Origin of the sequence: Butyrivibrio sp. YAB3001 (assembly GCF_900112195.1) — a bacterium.
Taxonomy (GTDB): domain Bacteria; phylum Bacillota; class Clostridia; order Lachnospirales; family Lachnospiraceae; genus Butyrivibrio.
The window spans coordinates 406,691-425,657 of sequence record NZ_FOKR01000002.1; the positions used below are offsets into that span (position 1 = coordinate 406,691).

Below are 18,967 nucleotides of genomic sequence, written 5' to 3' on the forward strand. Positions count from 1 at the left end.
TCATCAACCTCTGATCAGTACTCTGACAGATTATGGAAAACAACCTCCGGACAATTTCTTTTTATCTCATTTAAAAACTTATCCGTCTCTTCCGCTGCTTTATCATATAGCGCAATTATAAATTCATCAGCTGTATATCGGATATTAACATCATGGGCTGTAATGAATTTTTTTACAACTTCCTGATATTTTTCTGCAAAATTTCCTACACTTGCAAAGACAACCTCATAATCTTTGCCTTTTTTCTCCATCAGTTTCATAACATAGCAGAGCATTCGTACATGAGAAGGATTCTGAATATCCTCCTCATCAAGAAGATCCTTTTGAAGTTTTTTCTCTAAAGCAGAAGAGTTCCTGACCTTATTGGAAACGTCAAGTGCTGCGCCATCTATTGTATAGGCATTTAGCTCACCACTATCAAGCATTCTTACAAAAATTCTTGAAAGAGCCGGATCAAACTGAGTACCCGCACCCTTAACAAATTCCTCTTTGACCTTTTCATCACTAAGTCGATTTCTGTAAACTCTGTTTGATGTCATGGCATCATAACTGTCTGCCAAAGCAAGGATTCTTGCAATAAGTGGAATATCCTCACCTGAAAGCCCGTCGGGATATCCCCTTCCGTCAAATCTTTCATGATGATAGCGTATGCCATCAAGTATTCCGTCAACGCCATCGCCAAGATTACTCATTATCTCATAACCTATCTCTGTGTGTTTTTTCATAAGAGAAAACTCTTCATCCGATAGTCTTCCGGGTTTATTAAGAACGTTATCTGCAACGCCAATCTTACCAATATCATGCACAAGTCCAACATAACGAACCTGCAGAATATCCTCCTCAGTAAAATTATAATCTGCAGCCATCTCCCTTGCAAGACGCCCTGCATACAAGCCTACTCTCTCGGAATGTCCGCCTGTATACTCATCCCTGGCATCTATGGCGCCTGCAATAGTTTCAATGGTTTTAATTGTCATCTCAGTATGAGCCTTTTCCCTCATATCATAGGCTTTTACTTCATCATGAAGTGTCTGAATAACAGTTGCAGTCATTAGAATAATCAGCCCGATACAGATCTGCGGCCCGATTGGATGCACTTTTTCAATATAAAACCTGATAAGTTCATGAAGTGACATGAATACAAAAAACAGCATTCCAAATACTGCTATGTGATAAGATTCGATTCTTTTGGTGATAATATCTGTCATTATGTTTATAATCGCAATAACTCCGCAGATTGCATTCCAAATATGAGATATCCATAATGTCTCATAGAATTCATACAATCCGGCGATATTGAGAAGTATATTTACCACAACCTGACCAAGTACGATCAGCTCCATTACAAGATATCGTCTATGATATAACCTGTGCTGAAGTTCATCAAAGTACATGCACGCAAAAGCGCCTATCAGCTCTACGAGCAGATAAGAAAAATAAGCTGAAAGAGATGGTCTTCTAAACACAAATTGCCTTAGTGTAGATTCGCTTAGCACCCACAGAGATATATTTATCATCAAAAGTCCGAGTTTTCTTGCCGCTCCTACTTTGAAAGAACTTCGCAAAAAAGAAGAAACCACAAAAACTATCGCCCCAAGGATAAATACAAAAACAGCCATCAGGACAACCCACAGTCCCCTTGTTATGACCGGATACCATACATTGTTACCGTAACTCATAGTAACTTCATTTATGACCCTGTGAGTTTTAAAATGAATCCTTACACGGATTTCTTTTCCTGCATCCGGCTCTCCCAGCCTAGTCACTATGTAGGCACTTGGAATATAGTAAGACATATAATCGATAGATTCAGAGGAATACTCGTTTCTGAGAGTTCCGCCAATATAGACATAGATATCTTCCATGGATGAGCGCATCATAAGGCTCATTCCTTCACCAAGATGCTGCGGAAGAGTATTTACAAGAATTATTTCATCACCGAATTCTTCAGGCACAACCATTGGAAGTCTGTACTTTTTACCGCTTTCATCTCCTGCAAGTCTCCACCCATCATTAAAGGTATCAACTCTGAATCCTCCGGTAGTTGCTTCCTGCTCAGAATTATTATCAAAAAGAGCTATCCCGACAATAACAACAGTAAGAGACAGCGCAAATACAAGCCCCACGCGAATAACACTTTCCAATATTTCACCTATAAAGTGCCTGCGTTTCTCGTCCATACCAACTCTCCAACTATTGCGAACAAATACTCATCAAACAAATATTCTCTCAAACGAAGAACAAATTGTGTAAAAACAAACAGTTCATTTGCCCATTATTTACTCCATCTTGTTCGTTGTAGTTACCACATCAGTCACATTCGAAATCTGTATCATATAACCATAAATAATTTTCTTATGTGCCAGCGCTCTGATATCATAGCTGTAAACTGCCCCCTTATAAGAAAATGTATTACTCTGCGACTCACCTGCGCTTTTTTCTTTTGCATATTCTAAAAGAGGCTGTCTTAAGAAAGTATTAAATCTCCCGCCGTTTCCGGGGATGTTTCTCTCAAGTTCCCAGTTTAAAAGCTCAGGAAATAGAACCGATGCATATTCACTACAGCCCATATATTTCATCTTTTTATTAAAAAAGATATAGCCCGTCCCCTTGATTCTGTCTTGAAATATCTCGATATTGCTATAAACAGAATAAAGTGAGATCTTAACCAGAGGAATCAGGATTATCATAATGGCAATAGTCAAAAAAACCGGCAAAAGCTCAAACTTAAGATGAAGAAACCTTTCAATCAGATAAACACCCACCACCAACATATCCAAAAACAGAATAAGGTCAACATTTATTCGGCTTACAATTGATTTTCTGCTTAGCGAATACATTCCTACAACAATATTGGCCGTCGAATAAAGTAGCATGGACACCAAATATGCTGTGTGCATAGGTCCATAAGTTTTGGTAAGATATGCTCCCATTGTACCCCTGTGGAAATTGACAGTTCTGTAAAAAATATCATATCTTCCTACCGTACACGCACTTAAAAATATTACGACCTGAACTAAATAAAGGTGCGTACTGATGATTTTGGGCACTTCTATACGACAGATCCCGCATATTATAAAAAACAGGATTGCCGGAGCAAAAATACCTATAACATATGAAATGCTATTGGCAAGTATTGCCTCCTCCAGATTTCTGGAAACAGACAACGCGTAATAACCGCCGTTTCCTACAGCAACGACGCCAATTAAAAGGACAAGATTTATATTAATTGCTCTCTCATATGCCACAACAAAAAGCAGCATCAGAAGTGTAATGCAAAAACAGATAAGATAAATCATGAATTCTTTAGCCCTATTTACTCAACGTCATCTGTTACAATAAAATTTCATTCCAATTTCGTATAACATTGGAAATTTCAATCCCATTATCAACTATTTCAGGATATAAAAAAACCGTTATTTTGCTTTTTAACAAACATTTTACAAAATAACGGATTTTTTATAAATTTTTCCCCGGTTACAGTTTTTCTTTAATAGCCTTTAAAAGATCATCATATTCCTCAAAAGCTTGAAGCTGCGGGTAGTCCTCTTTGATCTTATCAGTAGTCCTAAATAAAAATCCTGCCTTTGAAGCCTGGATCATAGCAAGGTCATTGTAGCTATCACCGCTTGCTATTGTATCATAACCGATTGACTGAAGAGCCTTAACAGTCGTAAGCTTAGAATTCTCTATACGCATTTTAAAGCCTGTAATCTCACCGCTTTCTGCCACTTCAAGTGAATTGCAGAAAATTGTAGGCCAGCCAAGCTTCTCCATAAGAGGTGTTGCAAACTGTGTGAATGTATCGCTAATAATGATAACCTGTGTAGTCTTACGAAGTTCATCAAGAAATTCCTTCGCTCCCGGAAGTGGATCAATCTTAGCTATTGTCTGCTGAATTTCCTTAAGTCCAAGTCCATGTTCCTTAAGTATTCCAATTCTCCAGTTCATAAGTTTATTGTAGTCAGGTTCATCTCTGGTAGTTTTCTTAAGTTCAGGAATGCCGCTTGCCTCTGCAAAAGCAATCCAGATTTCAGGAACTAAAACACCTTCAAGATCTAAACATACTATATTCATATTCTATCCTCATAACCTCTTCTTACAGATTTACATTTGGAAGTGTAGCAAAGCTCTTTTCAAGTTCTTCATCTGTAGGAATGTAATCTGACATCTCTCCATCATTGAACTTCTGATAAGCAACCATATCAAAATAGCCTGTTCCTGTAAGTCCAAAGAGAATTGTCTTTTCCTCACCTGTTTTCTTGCACTTAAGTGCCTCATCGATTGCTGCTCTGATAGCATGGCTGCTCTCAGGTGCAGGAAGGATTCCCTCTACTCTTGCAAACTGCTGAGCTGCTGCAAATACAGAAGTCTGCTCTACTGAAATTGCCTCAAGATAGCCATCATGATAAAGCTGTGAAAGGATTGGGCTCATTCCGTGATAACGAAGTCCGCCGGCATGGTTTGCTGATGGAATAAAGTTGCTTCCAAGAGTATACATCTTAGCAAGAGGGCAAACCATTCCTGTATCGCAGAAGTCATACGCAAATCTGCCTCTTGTAAAACTTGGGCAGCTTGCAGGCTCAACAGCAATTATTCTGTAATCCTTCTCGCCGCGAAGCTTTTCACCCATAAACGGTGAAATAAGACCTCCAAGGTTTGAACCACCACCTGCGCATCCAATGATGATATCAGGTGTAACATTATATTTATCAAGTGCAGCCTTTGCCTCAAGACCAATAACTGTCTGGTGAAGAAGTACCTGGTTAAGCACGCTTCCAAGAACATATCTGTATCCTTCTGTCTTGGTAGCAACTTCAACAGCTTCAGAAATTGCGCATCCAAGTGAACCTGTTGTTCCTGGATGATCAGCGTTGATTTTGCGTCCAATTTCAGTATCCATAGAAGGTGAAGGAGTTACACTTGCGCCATACGTGCGCATTACTTCACGTCTGAAAGGTTTCTGCTCATATGAAACCTTAACCATATATACCTTACAGTCAATTCCTAGATAAGCAGATGCCATAGAAAGAGCTGTTCCCCACTGACCTGCTCCTGTCTCTGTGGTAACACCCTTAAGGCCCTGTTTCTTTGCATAATAAGCCTGAACTATAGCTGAATTAAGCTTATGGCTTCCACTTGTATTGTTACCTTCAAATTTGTAATAAATCTTTGCAGGTGTACCAAGGGCTTTTTCAAGGCAGTACGCTCTTACAAGTGGCGCAGGTCTGTACATTTTATAGAAATCTCTGATTTCCTGCGGAATGTCAATGTAAGGAGTTGTGTCATCAAGTTCCTGTTTGATAAGCTCATCGCAAAAAACAGGTCTGAGGTCTTCAAAGCCCATTGGCTGTAATGTTGCAGGATTAAGAAGTGGCGCAGGCTTGTTCTTCATGTCAGCTCTGACGTTGTACCACTGTTTAGGAATTTCATCCTCGCTCAAATAAATCTTATATGGAATTTTCAATTCTTCGCTCATAAAAAAACTCTCCCCAAAACTTTTTTCTTTAGTAATTTAACTTATTAAAGCACAAATTTTTAATAACTGTCAAGCCCGCATTAAGCGTATTCACATGACATTTTCACTTTCAAGATACAATTTTCTATAAACATTTTCTAAATTTTCATTGTTATTAACTACAGTATTTAACTCCATATTTTTTAAAAAATAACTCTGTTCAGTAATTGCATTAACAAAATCTAAAATATGGCTTGAAATAATAATAGTACTCCCGTTACCCTTTGCTTCTAGAATACTATTCTTTAATTGCAAAATTCCATGTGTATCCATACCATTCGTAGGTTCATCTAATATAATCAATTTGGGTGTTCCCATAAACGCTATTATTATTCCTACTTTCTTTTGTAGCCCCATGGATAAATCACCAAACTTCTTATTTATGCAATCATTGATACAATACAAGTCTATATATCTTTCAATTTGTGTCTTATAATCACCATTAAATTTATAATCCGATATGACATTCAATAAATCAATTACTCTTGTTTGAGGATTAATAATCAATTTATCTGGTAAATAACCAATATTCCTTCTTACACAAATGTCAACATTCTTTTCTCCATCAATAAAAACTTCGCCAGAATCGCTTTCAAGAACACCAGCTAATATATTTAAAAGCGTAGTCTTTCCTGAGCCATTAGGCCCAATCAATGCAACAATATTTCCTTTTTCAAGAGTAAACGAAATGTCTTTAATTCCAGCTTGCTCAGAGTAAAGCTTGCTCACCCTTTTTACTTCTAACAATGCCTTTGCCCCCATATTTTTTTTAACTTAATAAACAAATATATTTCCATAAAAATATTCACTAAAGGAATAAATTCAACAACTAACATAGCAAACAAAAATAATTGTTTTGCAAACTCAAAATCGCTAATACTCGATAAATATAGATAAATATATACTATTGTCCAATAAAGTACTAAAAAAATCGCCAAAAAAATAAATGCTGCAATTTCTGCTATACTCTTAACAGCAATCGCAAACATTAAAGAAACAACAATAATATGAAAAAAAACAGCACTTACTACATTAAGAAAGAAATAATGATAAAAATGTATGCCATTGATTTTTAAAAAAATAGTATTTGTAATTTCCTTTTTCCAATAATTGTCATCTGTAAATGTAAGAATTAAAAACAAAACAAAAAAAATAGCAAATGAAAATTCATGTCTAAAATTTTGTAAAGCTACGCATATACCAATCACTATAACTATTATTTTGCAGAATATTCCATCAAATGATGAATATCTGTATATCCACCCATAATAGATTATCTCAACAACATGATGCTTCACCATCCATTTTCTGAATACCGTATTTGTTTTAAATCGTGTTTTCAATAATCTTTTTGTTTTATTTACAATTATTTTTCTTCTATTTCTTGCATATAGTATATAAGTAATAATGAAATAAATTACTGAAAATGCAATAAACACAACAACGAAAATCAATATTCCACCAACAACTGTCAATATTTTTTTACATTTTATTTATAACTTTTTAATATATTTTTAATAAATAGTTTTAAATATTTTGTTGTTTATTACACACCTTTCCGATATGCAAAATGATTCCCTCTGGCACAAAAAGATTTCCATGACCTACCCCAAGGTCAATATCTTTTTTATTTATGCCATGAAAATCAGAACCTCCACTAATTACAAGATTATATTTTGCTGCAAGTTCCTTCATTTGGCGTTCTTCATAGGCTTCGTAAGTTGTATAGATTGCTTCCAACCCTTTTAGGCCTGCATCTACAAGGCGCTTTACAAGTGCATCAAGCTTTGCATCACTCATATGATAGAGAACAGGGTGAGCTAAGATTGGCACACCGCCATTTTCAATAATGGCTTCAATAGCCTGCTCAGGAGAAATATTCTCTCTTGGCACATAATATGGGCAGTTATCACCTATATATCTGTCAAAAACTTCCTGTCTGCTGTTAACATAGCCCTTTTCAAGCATTAATTTAGCGTAATGCGCTCTTGTTATTACAGTATTTGGAAAGGCCTCTGTAAGCTCCTCATAAGAAATTGGAAGATTAGCTTCCTCTGTAAGCTTTTTGCACATCTTCCTGTTTCTTTCAACTCTGGAATTCATGAAATCATTTAGTCTTCCAAGAAACTTTTCATCCTTATAGTTAATGTACAATCCAACGATATGAACATCTTTACCCTCATTAACAGTAGAAAATTCAATTCCGGGAATAAATTCCATATCAGGATAGTTTTCTTTAACATAGTTTTCCGCCTCTTCATCGCCCTTTACCGTGTCATGGTCGGTAAGCGCTATTGCAGCTAGATTCTTTTCATGTGCATAGTCCATAAGCTCTTTTACGGAAAAAGAACCATCAGAACATGTTGAATGTGTATGCAGATCTATTTGTCTCATATAAGCTCCAATCCAAATTTCTTTTTTATATGATCTCACAGATTGTGGAAACGCATTGCACTGAACAATCCGTAAAATCACTTTACATCATCTTTATTTACATCGCCCCGAGAATAAACTCGGCCAGCCCATCATTATTATTATCCAGTTTTGTTATCACATCTGCGCTTTTTTTAACCAGATCGGTTGCATTTATCATGGCTATACCGCAGCCTGCTGCCTCTATCATTGAGATATCATTCTGTTCATCTCCGGCTGCATAGGTATCTTTTACATCAATCCCAAGATAATCGGCAAGTCTTTGTACCACGCTGCCCTTGCCCGCTTCCGATGGAAAGATTTCCATATAGTAGGGATTAGAATAAAGAAGCGTCAGCTTATCCCCTACCATTTCCTGAAGCGCCATTCTAAAGCGCTCCTGCTTTTCATGGTCGTGAAGTTCGATTGAGATCATCTTTGAAGGCGGATTTACTAATTCCTTCATGACATCATCTGTAACTATCAAAGGCGTCTTTATCACCCTCCTGTAATAATCCATGCACTCTCCGTTGTGTCTTGAAACTATATGCGTCTCATTATAGGTATGGCAGTGAACACCATAATTATCAGCAAGATCAAGAATCTTCGGAACAAGTTCAAGGGGAACTCCTGTCTTGTAAACATAACGTTTTTCGTCAACACTGTAAATTTCAGTTCCATTTGAACCACCAATAAAGCTTCCCTTAAAATCAAGTCCAAGACCATTATAAACAGACATTGCACTGTCTATGGCTCTTCCTGTGTTTATACAGAAATGATTCCCGACATCCGTAAACTTTTTAAGAGCCTCCATCGTCTTATCAGTAATCTTCTTCTCCTTATCAAGAAGTGTTCCATCCAGATCAAAAAAGAATATCTTTTTTCCCAAATTTTTCCTCTTTCTACAACTTGCAAAATGCATGTAAAAACACATATGCATCATTCAAGTTCTTTTCTTAATACAGCGACAACTTCATTTATATTAGCACTATTTACCTTCATTCCAAAAGAGATTTCTTCGCTGACACTTTCAGCATTTTTTATCGCTTCATTTCTTATTTCTTCATCAGCAAAAAGAACTTTCTCCATCTCAAGGCCTACATAGGGCTTAAAATGTGATGAATCAAAATAATACTTTGCTCTTGTAGTGTACTCATTTAAACCGGAAAACAGATAAAATTCCGTATATTCAGATACATCAGTCAGAAAATCAAGGTAGCCGTTTTCAACCCCTTCCCTATAGGTTGATTCCAGTATTGGAGTAGTGATCACTACAAGTTTTATATTATTCTCTTCACAGAGCTTTACCAGTTCCTCCATTGCAGACACTGCATGGCTTTCCTCCGAATATGGAAGGGATCTTTCTGAATCATACATTTCAGTGTCATCACCAATTGTAAGGTCTGTATTTTTTATATCCACTCCATAGTCATAAAACAGTTCTTTTAAAGCTTTATCTTTTAGGCCAAGATCATTTTTTATTATATCAGGAAGAAGCTTATACACAGGTTTTAGCTTAATATACGAATAAAAGAATTTTAATGGCGATCTCTGATAAGTCTGGTAGGTTGAGTATATAGGATTATCAAGACTGTCTGTAGCATTTTTCCACATAGATATCTCGTCGATCATAATGATCAGCTCATCTATCTTTACTCCCTCTTCCACAAAGGTTTTTATGGTATTATAATTTTCTTCCGGCGCTCCCATGGCATATGTCATATTGTACCAATTAAGCTTTGTTCCATCTTCCGTCACTTTAGGAAGTCCCTCCAAAGGAAGATTTGCCATCCTTGAAGAGCCAAACAAAAATGCATTGAACTTTTCTTTGTGTTCCAGAATATACTTAGTTTTAATAAACAAAATCCCTCAGCCAACTACTAAGCGATATATGCCATCTTCCCCAAAACTCAGAAACTGATCTTGATAAATAGGGATGATCAAAATTCTTACCCAGGTCAAAGCCAAACGTCTTTGCGCAGCCTGTAACAATATCGGAATACCCCGAAAAATCAAGGTATAGCTGAAATGAATAAAGAATAACACTAAGAAGCACAGCAAGGGCATAAGCCTGTGCATAATCATTTCTTACACTCTGAATATAGACAGCAAGATTATCAGCCAGTACCAGCTTTTTGAAATAACCAAAAGCAAGAAGCTTTAGCCCGTCTGCTGAACTGTCATAATCAAATACTCTTCTTTTTCTTATCTGAGGAAGCAGTTTTTCTGCCCTCTGAATCGGTCCGCTTGAGACACATGGGAAAAAGCAAGCAAACAACATGACACTCAGAATACTCTTTTCAGCATCAATCCTATTTGCATATACGCCATAAGTATAGGTAACAATCTGAAGCGAGAAAAAAGAAAGACCAAGCACAGAAACAGGTCCGTTCTTGCCGGCAATATTAAGATAAAGGCCTATAATCCTATATAAGCATATTGGGAGAATTTCTATAAATATAAACAAAAATGTAAATAATTTTCTAAACTTAGTGGATACCCTGCTTAAGACAATACCGGATATATATGCGACTGCTCCAAATAATAGCAGGACTATTAAGAACCTTACTCCGGAATAAGCATAAAAAGCCATGCTGGAAATCAGTAAAAGAATATTTGAAAGTTTATAAGCTAAATGCTCATTTTTTCTAAAGATATGAATAACCGCATAATAGGAAAAGTATACAAGCAGAAAAAAAACTAAAAACAGTTTGGTATAAACAGGCATCTTCAATGCTCCTTAAAGCTTTTTTCATACTTTTCCATTATACATTATTTTTATTCAATAGGAGTTTTATATTTCAACTGAAAAAAAGCTTTCACCTGTTCTCAAATCAAGAACCAGATGAAAGCTCTTTTTATCACGTAAATTATCCCTCAACTATAAGGTAACGACCGTCGCCAATATCAAATACTTCGTCAGCATCAAGGACATTTCCTTCCACATCGATGCCTTCTTCCTCAAAGTATTCCTCTACCTCTTCAACGCCATCAACAACCACTGCCATGCAGTCTTCAAGGAATGCTTCCGCTTCTTCCTCATTCTCAGCTACATCCTCAGGAAATAGCTGCCCCTGATTTTCCAAAAAACATCTGAGAACAGCCTCGTCGAACTCGTGCATAAAAACCTCCAAATCACAACAAATTATGAATTTTCATTTCCTTATAGAGTCTGGCTATAGGAAGCCCAACCACGTTGTAATAATCGCCTCTGATGCCCTTTATAAAGATAGCAAAAAGTCCCTGCACTCCATAACCGCCAGCCTTGTCATCCGGCTCTCCTGTAGCAACATAGCTTTCTATCTCTTCATCTGACATCTTCTCAACGTCAACAAGAGTCTCTTCACTGAATGTAAAGCTCTGCTCTTTACCATCTTCCCCGGTGTAATACACTGTAACGCCTGTATATACGGCATGCGTATCACCTGAAAGATTCTTAATCATATCTACTGCGTCCTGCCTGTCCTTAGGCTTTCCAAGTACCCTACGATTATATGATACAACGGTGTCTGCACCGATTACAACCAGTCTATCTGTATCATTCGTAAAAATTTTGTGAAAAATCTCGGAAGCTTTTTGAAAAGAAAGCTCTTCTACCAGCTTATCCGGCTCAATGCAATCAGAATTTTCTTCTCCCTGCGCCGGTATTACTTCATATTCAGGAATCACTTTCTGAAGAAGCTCCTTACGTCTTGGCGATCCTGAAGCTAAAACATATCTCATTAAATACTTACCTTCCTTACATTACTGCGAAAGCCTGCACTTTAGTCACGGTTCACTAGCATGAAACTCACTCCTGTAACTAATTTGCGCTTTCTTTAAAATCCGTGGAACATTTTACACCTTCATCTCAGGAATGAAAACCCTTGTATTTTGAGAACTCATGACTTTAGCATTTCTTTCAGCTTCTTCTCCGAATATCATCTGGGAATTAACTCTGTCTGCGATTTCAACTGACTTTAGATCAGGTTTAACATATATTCCCTGGTCATTCATCACATGGGCCTTATCGGTATCCCTAAGCTCTGTATCAAGGATATGCCACAATTTCTGCCTGAGCTTTTCATTTTCAACCGGGAAAAGAATCTCTACTCGCCTCTCAAGATTTCGAGGCATCCAGTCAGCGCTGCTACAGTAAAACTCAGGACTTCCACCGTTCTCAAAATAGAAGATACGGCTATGCTCAAGGAAATTACCAACGATAGACCTTACAGTAATATTGTCACTGACCCCGGGTATTCCTGTCCTTAGACAGCATATTCCCCTAACAATCAGGTCTATCTTAACTCCCATACTGCTTGCTCTATATAATTCAGCGATTACTTCCTTGTGGCAGATTGAATTCATCTTAGCCACAATCCTTGCCGGCTCTCCCGCCAGTGCATGGCTTTCCTCTCTTTTAATAAGGTCAAGTATCCTGTCCTTTAACCACAATGGAGCAAGGGAGAGCTTATTCCACCCAAGCGGTTCAGAGTAACCTGACAGCATATTGAATACAGCTGTTGCATCCTCACCAAATGCAGGTGCGCAGGTGAAAAGACCTACATCAGTATATTGCTTGGCTGTTGAATCATTATAGTTACCTGTAGCAAGGTGGACATATCTTTTTATTCCATCCTCTTCGCGTCTTACAACAAGTGTGATCTTGCAGTGAGTCTTAAGTCCCACAAGACCATATATAACATGGCAGCCTGCTTTTTCAAGCATCTTAGCCCATACAATGTTGTTCTCCTCATCAAATCTTGCCTTGAGCTCAACAAGAACAGTTACCTGTTTACCGTTATCTGCTGCCTTGGCAAGCGCAGCAATGATAGGTGAATTTCCACTTACCCTGTACAGAGTCTGCTTGATGGCAAGAACGCTCGGATCAACAGCTGCCTTCTCTACAAACTTAACAACATTTTCAAACGTCTCATAGGGGTGATGCATAAGAATATCACCGCGGCTTATGACATCAAATACATTGTCATCGTCCATAAATTCAGGTACCATCTGCGGTGATTTATATCTGTGCTCCTTGCAGTCGTCAAATCCTTCAAGCTTATACATCTTCATCAGAAACGTAAGATCAAGAGGTCCGTCTATACTATAGATCTCGTTATCCTCAACAGCCAGTTCTTTTGCAATAAAACGAAGAAGCCTGGAATTAGTGCCTTTTTCGACTTCAAGCCTTATTGCCTGTCCCCACTGTCTTCTCTTTATCTGTTTCTCGATTTCTTTAAGAAGATCCTCAGCTTCATCTTCATCAATTGAAAGGTCTGCATTTCTTCCAACTCTGTAAGGTGAGCAGGTAAGCACATCATAATTAAGGAACAGCTTTGAAACATTTTTCTGAATGATTTCTTCAAGGAAGATGATCTTTTTAGGCTGATTTTCTTTATTGTTTCCCGGAATCTCTATAATTCTCGGAAGCACGTTTGGAACCTGCACAGTTGCAAATTCAACGTCATCCTTACCCTCTTTTTTCTTTAACAGCGCACCTATATTAAGTGTCTTATTTCTTATAAGTGGAAACGGCCTTGAGGAATCAACTGCCATTGGCGTCAATACAGGATATACGAACTCATCAAAATAGCTGTCAACAAAATCAGAATCTTTTCCCGAAAGATCTTCCTTTTTACATATGATAAGTCCCTGTTTAAAAAGAGCAGGAACAAGCTGATTGTTATAAATCTCATACTGATTGGTCACAAATTCATGCACTGCTAAGAGAACTTCACTAAGCTGCTGCTTTGCAGTCATTCCGGCGATATCAAGCTTCTTATAATCAGCATTTATCATATCTTCCAAAGACGCAACCCTGACCATAAAAAATTCATCCAGATTGCTGGCAGAAATACTTAAGAATTTAAGCCTTTCAAAAAGCGGATTGCTTAAATCCTCAGCTTCAGAAAGAACTCTCTCGTTAAACTGAAGCCAGCTGAGCTCTCTGTTGATATAAAACTTTGGATCTTCAAAATCAACCTTTTTGTTATCTTTTGTCTTTGTCATAATACCCTCACAAAAATGCTTACCCAATCCTATATTTGTTGTTAACTAAATCTGTTTCTTTTGCCTTATCACAGGTCTGATACCAAATACCTCTTCAAAGAACCCTGCCCTGTTGCTAAACAGCCCCTTTTCCAAAGTAATATCCGCTCTGGTATCAACATTTATTATCATCTCGCCATCTTTTATCGCCACTTTGACATCCTTAAATTTCTGCTTATGAGTTCTGTCAAGTCCGTTAGCCACACGAAGTATTGCTGTAAGCTTGGTCACCCTCAGGTAATCTTCTTTTGATAATCCTTCGATAAACCTGCTCTTGCTGCCATAATACTCAAACTCTTCATGATTGTACCTGACAATATTTGCAACCATAAGTCTCTCTATATGTGAAAGACCAATTATCTCTGTAGACATTATGATATTGTATGAACAGTCCCCAAGATAAACCACACTTATATACTTACCACAGTCATGAAGTATGGTCGCAATCTGCAAGAGCAGCCTGTCTCTGCTCGATAGTCCATGAAGCTCACTTGTGGAGTCAAATATAGTAAGCGCAATCTTCTGAAGTGTTTCTCTTCGCGATTTACTGCCCATAAATCTCTTGGAGATATTCTGTGCGCATGCAACGATATCCTGTTCAAAATCATGTTGGGATCTTATAAATTTCTTTTTATCCGCATACTCGTAAGCTATACCGTCACAAAGTGTCATTCCGGGAGCCCATATATCAGAGGCCTTTGTAGCCTCAAGCACGCACTTTATAATAACTCCGGAAACATACAGTAAAGGCACATTGTCCTCTGGAATATTCAGTTTTTTAGACACGACAATATCGCTTACGGAATTTGCCTGCTTAAGAAATCTATGGTATTCCTGACTTGTAACATGGCCTTCTGTCTCAGTGCCCACACCCATCCTCTGTATGAGAGGTGATACATAGTCATCTATTACGATAATATTGTCGATTATCCTGTCCTTTAAATACAATTTGGAAAAAACAGATAGCTGTGAATTTACAAGTTCGGAAACCAGTTCCATATACTTAAGTCTCGTGGCATGAACCTCTTCCATTGTTGTATGGATTCTAAGAACACCTGTCTTTAAGTTCTGCGTAGCCACCAGTTTGTCTTTTTCAAATAATGAAATCTGTATGCTTCCCCCACCTATATCCACGATGGCAGTTGGCTTTTCAATAATTTCCTTGAACCTGTTATGCTTCAAAGCTATGGATTTATAATCAAGAAATCTCTGTTCGGAATTACTAAGAACATCAATATGGATGCCCGTCCTTTGTTCGATAAGGTCCTGAACAACAACGATATCTCTGGTCTCCCTGACAGCGCTTGTACCATAAGCCTGATAATGCGTCACCCCATAACTTTTCATTATCTGCTTAAAATCAAGAAGTATCCTTATAAGCTCTTCAACGTGCCTGTGGGAGATACTGCCGGTTGCATAGGTTTCACTCCCTATATCCATGCGATGCCTTACGTGGTCAAGTTCCTTGACTCCCGACTTGGAAGACAGTTCAAAGACCTTTAATGCCATTTCATAAGAACCTACATCTATAGCAGCAAATACTTCTCCTAACATACAATAACCCTCTCATCTTTGCTATATATTTCAGTAATTTCCCAATACCTTCAGCATCTTCGCTTCTTCACGAAGACCTCTTAATGCATTCTTAACCGCGCTATCCTCAAGATTGCCTTCAAAATCAATAAAAAATCTGTACTCAAAATTTCTATCTTCTATAGGTCTTGATTCTATCTTGGTCATATTAAGATTATTATAAATAAAATGTGACATCATGTGGTACAGGCTTCCTGCCTCATGAGGTATTTCCATGCAGATGCTTATTTTCCCTGCACCCTTTAAAAAGACCTTCTGATTAGTCACAATAATAAATCTTGTAGAATTGGATTCTGCCTGATTTATTCCCTCTTCTATTATCTCAAGTCCATAAATCTTAGCCGCCAGAGAGCTTGCAATGGCAGCCTGAGAAATATCTTTATCTTCTGACACCTTTTTCGCAGCAAAGGCATTATTCTTCATACTGATCTGTCTGATATCACTATGTTCAGCCAAGAACCTTGCACTCTGCATAAGTGACTGGGGATGTGAAAAAACAGTCTTTATATCAGAAAGCTTTGCTCCCTGAATTCCCATTAGACAATGGCGTATCGGTATTATCTCTTCGCCAATGATATATGATTCATAATCTGTTAAAAGATCGTAAGTTTCTCCGATTATTCCAGCTGTGGAATTTTCAATCGGAAGGACAGCATAATCTGCGCTTCCCTCTTCAAGAACCATCATCGCATCACGGAAGGTATCAACATGAAATGCCTTAACATCTTCTCCAAAATATTTCTTTGTAGCTGCTTCAGAATAAGAACCTTCCGCTCCCTGGTAACATACACGTGAGTTTTCTTTATCTATACTGTCGATTGGGATAAAAGGAAGCTTTCCCGATGCACCTGCCTGAGTAAGTTTCTGATACTGAAGCTTTCTGCTTACAGACATAAGCTGAGAAAACAGTTCCTCAACTCCGACTTTATTAAAATCAGAATGTGCCAGCTCTTTTACTGACTTAATCTTTTGTATCTCTCTTTCTCTGTCAAAAACTTTTTTGCCGTTCGCGATCTTAAAATCCGCTATCTGCGCGGCTATATCCATTCTTTTTTCAAACAGATCCACAATCTGCCTGTCAACACTGTCTATCTCTTCTCTTAAGTTATTCAAATCCATGGGTTTTCTCTCTTTTCATTGTACTGTTGAATATATGATATTATTTTTTAAACTTGATAGCAATAAGACTAAACCATATAATTAGTATATAGATATTATGTTGTCGTTTTTACATATATCAAATATGTTCAGACGCTTATTTTGTACCTGAAAATTTATTTTTTTCAATGGCGACAAGAAAGGATTTTTCTATGAAAAATAAAGTGCTTCCCATAATCATCATAGTTTTTTCCGTCTTAATAATAGGCGTAAATATCTATTTTCTCACAGGCAAGCGAGTCCCCATGAGTGATTCCGCCACAGGAAACACCGCTGGAAACCTCCATAACGGCGGTCTCTTATTTGAGATGAATGGAAAGGTTTACTTTGCAAATCCTTCTGACAATGACTGTCTCTATTCCATGAATGTAGATGAGACAAATGTAAAAAGAATTACCAATATGAGCACCAAACTCATAAGCGGAGCAAATGGCTACCTTTTCTTTTATATGGACTCTTCCAAAAAATCCAGTAATCTTACAGGTCTTGGTGGCGCCACCAATCAGCACGGTATCTATCGCTGCAAGGTAAATGGTGACAAGTTGACCTGTCTTTTAAGAGAATACGTTGACATGCTTCAGTTATGCGGCAAGTATATCTATTACCAGGATAAGGAAAAAGATGGATTTCTCGGAAAGATCCGCATTGATAAATCAAACAAAAAGGTTGTTCTTGACGAACTTGTATCTCCTGCCTGCTATGATGACGGATTCATTTATTACACCGGAGTAAAATCAGACCACGGAATTCACAGGTTAAGCACCGCAACCGATGGCGTTTCCGATTTTCTTCCTGGCTCATATTTTTATCCTGTTGTCACAGACGGATACATTTATTACATGAACGGAGAAGACAATTACAGTATCTGCAGGACAAATATTCGAAGCGGTGATACTGAGACTGTCACAAAAGACCGTGTGGACAGCTTCACAATGAACAGCCAGTATATCTACTACGCTTATTCAAACGGCAATCAGTCAGCCCTTAAAAGATGTAATGTGGACGGCTCAAATCAGATTGTTATTTACGAAGCAATAACGAACAGTCTTCATCTTACATCGCAGTATCTTTACTTTAAAATATACGGAAACGATGACGTTTTTTATCACGTGCCAATTAATAATTCCGATGCTGTTTCTGTTTGCACATTCTGACAGAATATGTATATAATATCTTTTGAACTGCCAGCTTTTGGAAAAAGAGCCATAGCTGGCAGTAATAATGATAAGATGAGGAGAAGGTATGAACAATTTGAGACACATGATGAACCCTCTTGACTTCTCAGTTGAAGAACTTGAGGCTCTATTCGATGTAGCTTCTGACATAGAAAAAAACATGGCAGACTACTCCCACAAATGTGATGGCAAGATAATGGCCACCTGTTTTTATGAACCAAGTACAAGAACAAGGCTTAGTTTTGAAACTGCTATGTTAAGGCTTGGAGGTAAGACAATCGGTTTTGCTGATGCCACATCCTCCTCTGCTGCCAAGGGCGAAAGCGTAGCTGATACTATCCGTGTTATTTCCTGTTTTGCTGATATCTGTGCAATGCGTCATCCTAAGGAAGGTGCTCCTATGGTAGCTGCTTCCAAATCTCTTATTCCTGTTATCAATGCCGGCGATGGCGGTCATCAACATCCCACTCAGACATTAACCGATCTGTTAACGATCAGATCACTATATGGTAAATTATCCGATTTCACTATTGGCCTGTGCGGCGATCTTAAATTCGGACGTACTGTCCACTCTCTGATAAATGCTCTCACAAGATACACCGGTATTCATTTCATTTTTATTTCACCAAAAGAATTAAAGGTTCCCGATTATATAACTGAAATGCTTGATTCCAAAGGCATAACCTACGAAGAAGTTATCCGTCTTGAAGATGTAATGCCACGCCTTGATTTTCTTTACATGACAAGAGTTCAGAAGGAACGTTTCTTCAACGAAGAAGATTACATCCGCTTGAAGAATTTCTATATTCTGGATAAGGCAAAAATGGAACTTGCCAAGGAAAAAATGTTTATTCTTCACCCCCTTCCAAGAGTAAATGAGATTTCTGTTGAGATAGATAATGACCCCCGCGCCGCATACTTTAAGCAGGTACAGTACGGTCTGTATGTTCGTATGGCTCTTATACTGACACTACTTGATATGACTGATGCGCATATGAACGAGGGACTTTTGAGAACGTTCTAAAGTAACTATCAGATAAATCTGACGTTTACGATAAAATAACCATAGAACTAATCAGTC

17 protein-coding genes are annotated in these 18,967 nt (G+C 37.8%); 2 read left to right on the forward strand and 15 right to left on the reverse strand.

Features of this window, described 5'->3' with window-relative positions:
• Positions 1-14: 14 nt before the first annotated feature.
• The 15 genes from BM086_RS01760 to pheA all read right to left on the reverse strand — a co-directional run bounded on the left by BM086_RS01760 (position 15) and on the right by pheA (position 16,672).
• The gene (locus BM086_RS01760; RefSeq protein WP_092322493.1) at positions 15-2,180 is read right to left on the reverse strand and encodes an HD-GYP domain-containing protein; all 2,166 of its coding nucleotides are present in this window, start codon (positions 2,178-2,180) and stop codon (positions 15-17) included.
• A 99-nt stretch (positions 2,181-2,279) separates the two neighbouring features.
• Positions 2,280-3,299, reverse strand: coding sequence for a hypothetical protein (locus BM086_RS01765; RefSeq protein ID WP_092322496.1), 1,020 nt, complete (start codon positions 3,297-3,299; stop codon positions 2,280-2,282).
• A 178-nt stretch (positions 3,300-3,477) separates the two neighbouring features.
• Positions 3,478-4,077 (reverse strand): bifunctional phosphoserine phosphatase/homoserine phosphotransferase ThrH, encoded by a 600-nt coding sequence (thrH, locus tag BM086_RS01770; protein WP_092322499.1) that lies wholly within the window; start codon positions 4,075-4,077, stop codon positions 3,478-3,480.
• Positions 4,078-4,099: 22 nt separating this feature from the next.
• A complete protein-coding gene (locus tag BM086_RS01775; protein WP_092322502.1) occupies positions 4,100-5,479 on the reverse strand; it encodes a TrpB-like pyridoxal phosphate-dependent enzyme in 1,380 nt (459 codons plus the stop codon).
• A gap of 90 nt (positions 5,480-5,569) precedes the next feature.
• On the reverse strand, positions 5,570-6,265 hold the full coding sequence (locus BM086_RS01780; protein WP_175560054.1) for an ABC transporter ATP-binding protein: 696 nt from the start codon (positions 6,263-6,265) through the stop codon (positions 5,570-5,572).
• Positions 6,259-6,993, reverse strand: a complete 735-nt coding sequence (locus BM086_RS01785) for a hypothetical protein (protein WP_141107686.1) — start codon at positions 6,991-6,993, stop codon at positions 6,259-6,261. The genes BM086_RS01780 and BM086_RS01785 overlap by 7 nt, the downstream gene beginning before the upstream one ends.
• Positions 6,994-7,045: 52 nt before the next feature.
• Positions 7,046-7,912 (reverse strand): PHP domain-containing protein, encoded by an 867-nt coding sequence (locus BM086_RS01790; RefSeq protein ID WP_092322511.1) that lies wholly within the window; start codon positions 7,910-7,912, stop codon positions 7,046-7,048.
• Positions 7,913-8,009: 97 nt separating this feature from the next.
• Positions 8,010-8,819 carry a Cof-type HAD-IIB family hydrolase gene (locus BM086_RS01795; RefSeq protein ID WP_175560055.1) on the reverse strand — a complete coding sequence of 270 codons (810 nt, stop codon included), beginning with the start codon at positions 8,817-8,819 and terminating at the stop codon, positions 8,010-8,012.
• A gap of 50 nt (positions 8,820-8,869) precedes the next feature.
• Entirely contained in the window at positions 8,870-9,793 is a 924-nt protein-coding gene (locus BM086_RS01800; RefSeq protein WP_092322517.1) for a hypothetical protein, read from the reverse strand.
• Complete coding sequence (locus BM086_RS01805; RefSeq protein ID WP_092322520.1) at positions 9,783-10,658, reverse strand: MBOAT family O-acyltransferase; 876 nt, start codon at positions 10,656-10,658, stop codon at positions 9,783-9,785. The genes BM086_RS01800 and BM086_RS01805 overlap by 11 nt, the downstream gene beginning before the upstream one ends.
• A gap of 142 nt (positions 10,659-10,800) precedes the next feature.
• Positions 10,801-11,052, reverse strand: a complete 252-nt coding sequence (locus BM086_RS01810) for a glyoxalase (RefSeq protein WP_092322523.1) — start codon at positions 11,050-11,052, stop codon at positions 10,801-10,803.
• A gap of 13 nt (positions 11,053-11,065) precedes the next feature.
• Complete coding sequence (locus BM086_RS01815) at positions 11,066-11,653, reverse strand: Maf family protein (RefSeq protein WP_092322526.1); 588 nt, start codon at positions 11,651-11,653, stop codon at positions 11,066-11,068.
• A 114-nt stretch (positions 11,654-11,767) separates the two neighbouring features.
• Positions 11,768-13,921, reverse strand: coding sequence for an RNA degradosome polyphosphate kinase (locus BM086_RS01820; protein ID WP_092322529.1), 2,154 nt, complete (start codon positions 13,919-13,921; stop codon positions 11,768-11,770).
• Positions 13,922-13,966: 45 nt separating this feature from the next.
• Positions 13,967-15,514 carry a Ppx/GppA phosphatase family protein gene (locus BM086_RS01825; protein WP_092322530.1) on the reverse strand — a complete coding sequence of 516 codons (1,548 nt, stop codon included), beginning with the start codon at positions 15,512-15,514 and terminating at the stop codon, positions 13,967-13,969.
• 30 nt (positions 15,515-15,544) lie between these two features.
• On the reverse strand, positions 15,545-16,672 hold the full coding sequence (gene pheA / locus BM086_RS01830) for a prephenate dehydratase (RefSeq protein ID WP_092322532.1): 1,128 nt from the start codon (positions 16,670-16,672) through the stop codon (positions 15,545-15,547).
• 284 nt (positions 16,673-16,956) lie between these two features.
• On the opposite strand from pheA, the gene BM086_RS01835 reads away from it, so the two are divergent.
• Together BM086_RS01835 and pyrB are read left to right on the forward strand one after the other, a co-directional pair.
• Complete coding sequence (locus BM086_RS01835; protein WP_175560056.1) at positions 16,957-17,865, forward strand: DUF5050 domain-containing protein; 909 nt, start codon at positions 16,957-16,959, stop codon at positions 17,863-17,865.
• A gap of 88 nt (positions 17,866-17,953) precedes the next feature.
• Positions 17,954-18,910 carry an aspartate carbamoyltransferase gene (gene pyrB, locus BM086_RS01840; RefSeq protein WP_330391476.1) on the forward strand — a complete coding sequence of 319 codons (957 nt, stop codon included), beginning with the start codon at positions 17,954-17,956 and terminating at the stop codon, positions 18,908-18,910.
• The last annotated feature ends 57 nt before the right edge of the window (positions 18,911-18,967 follow it).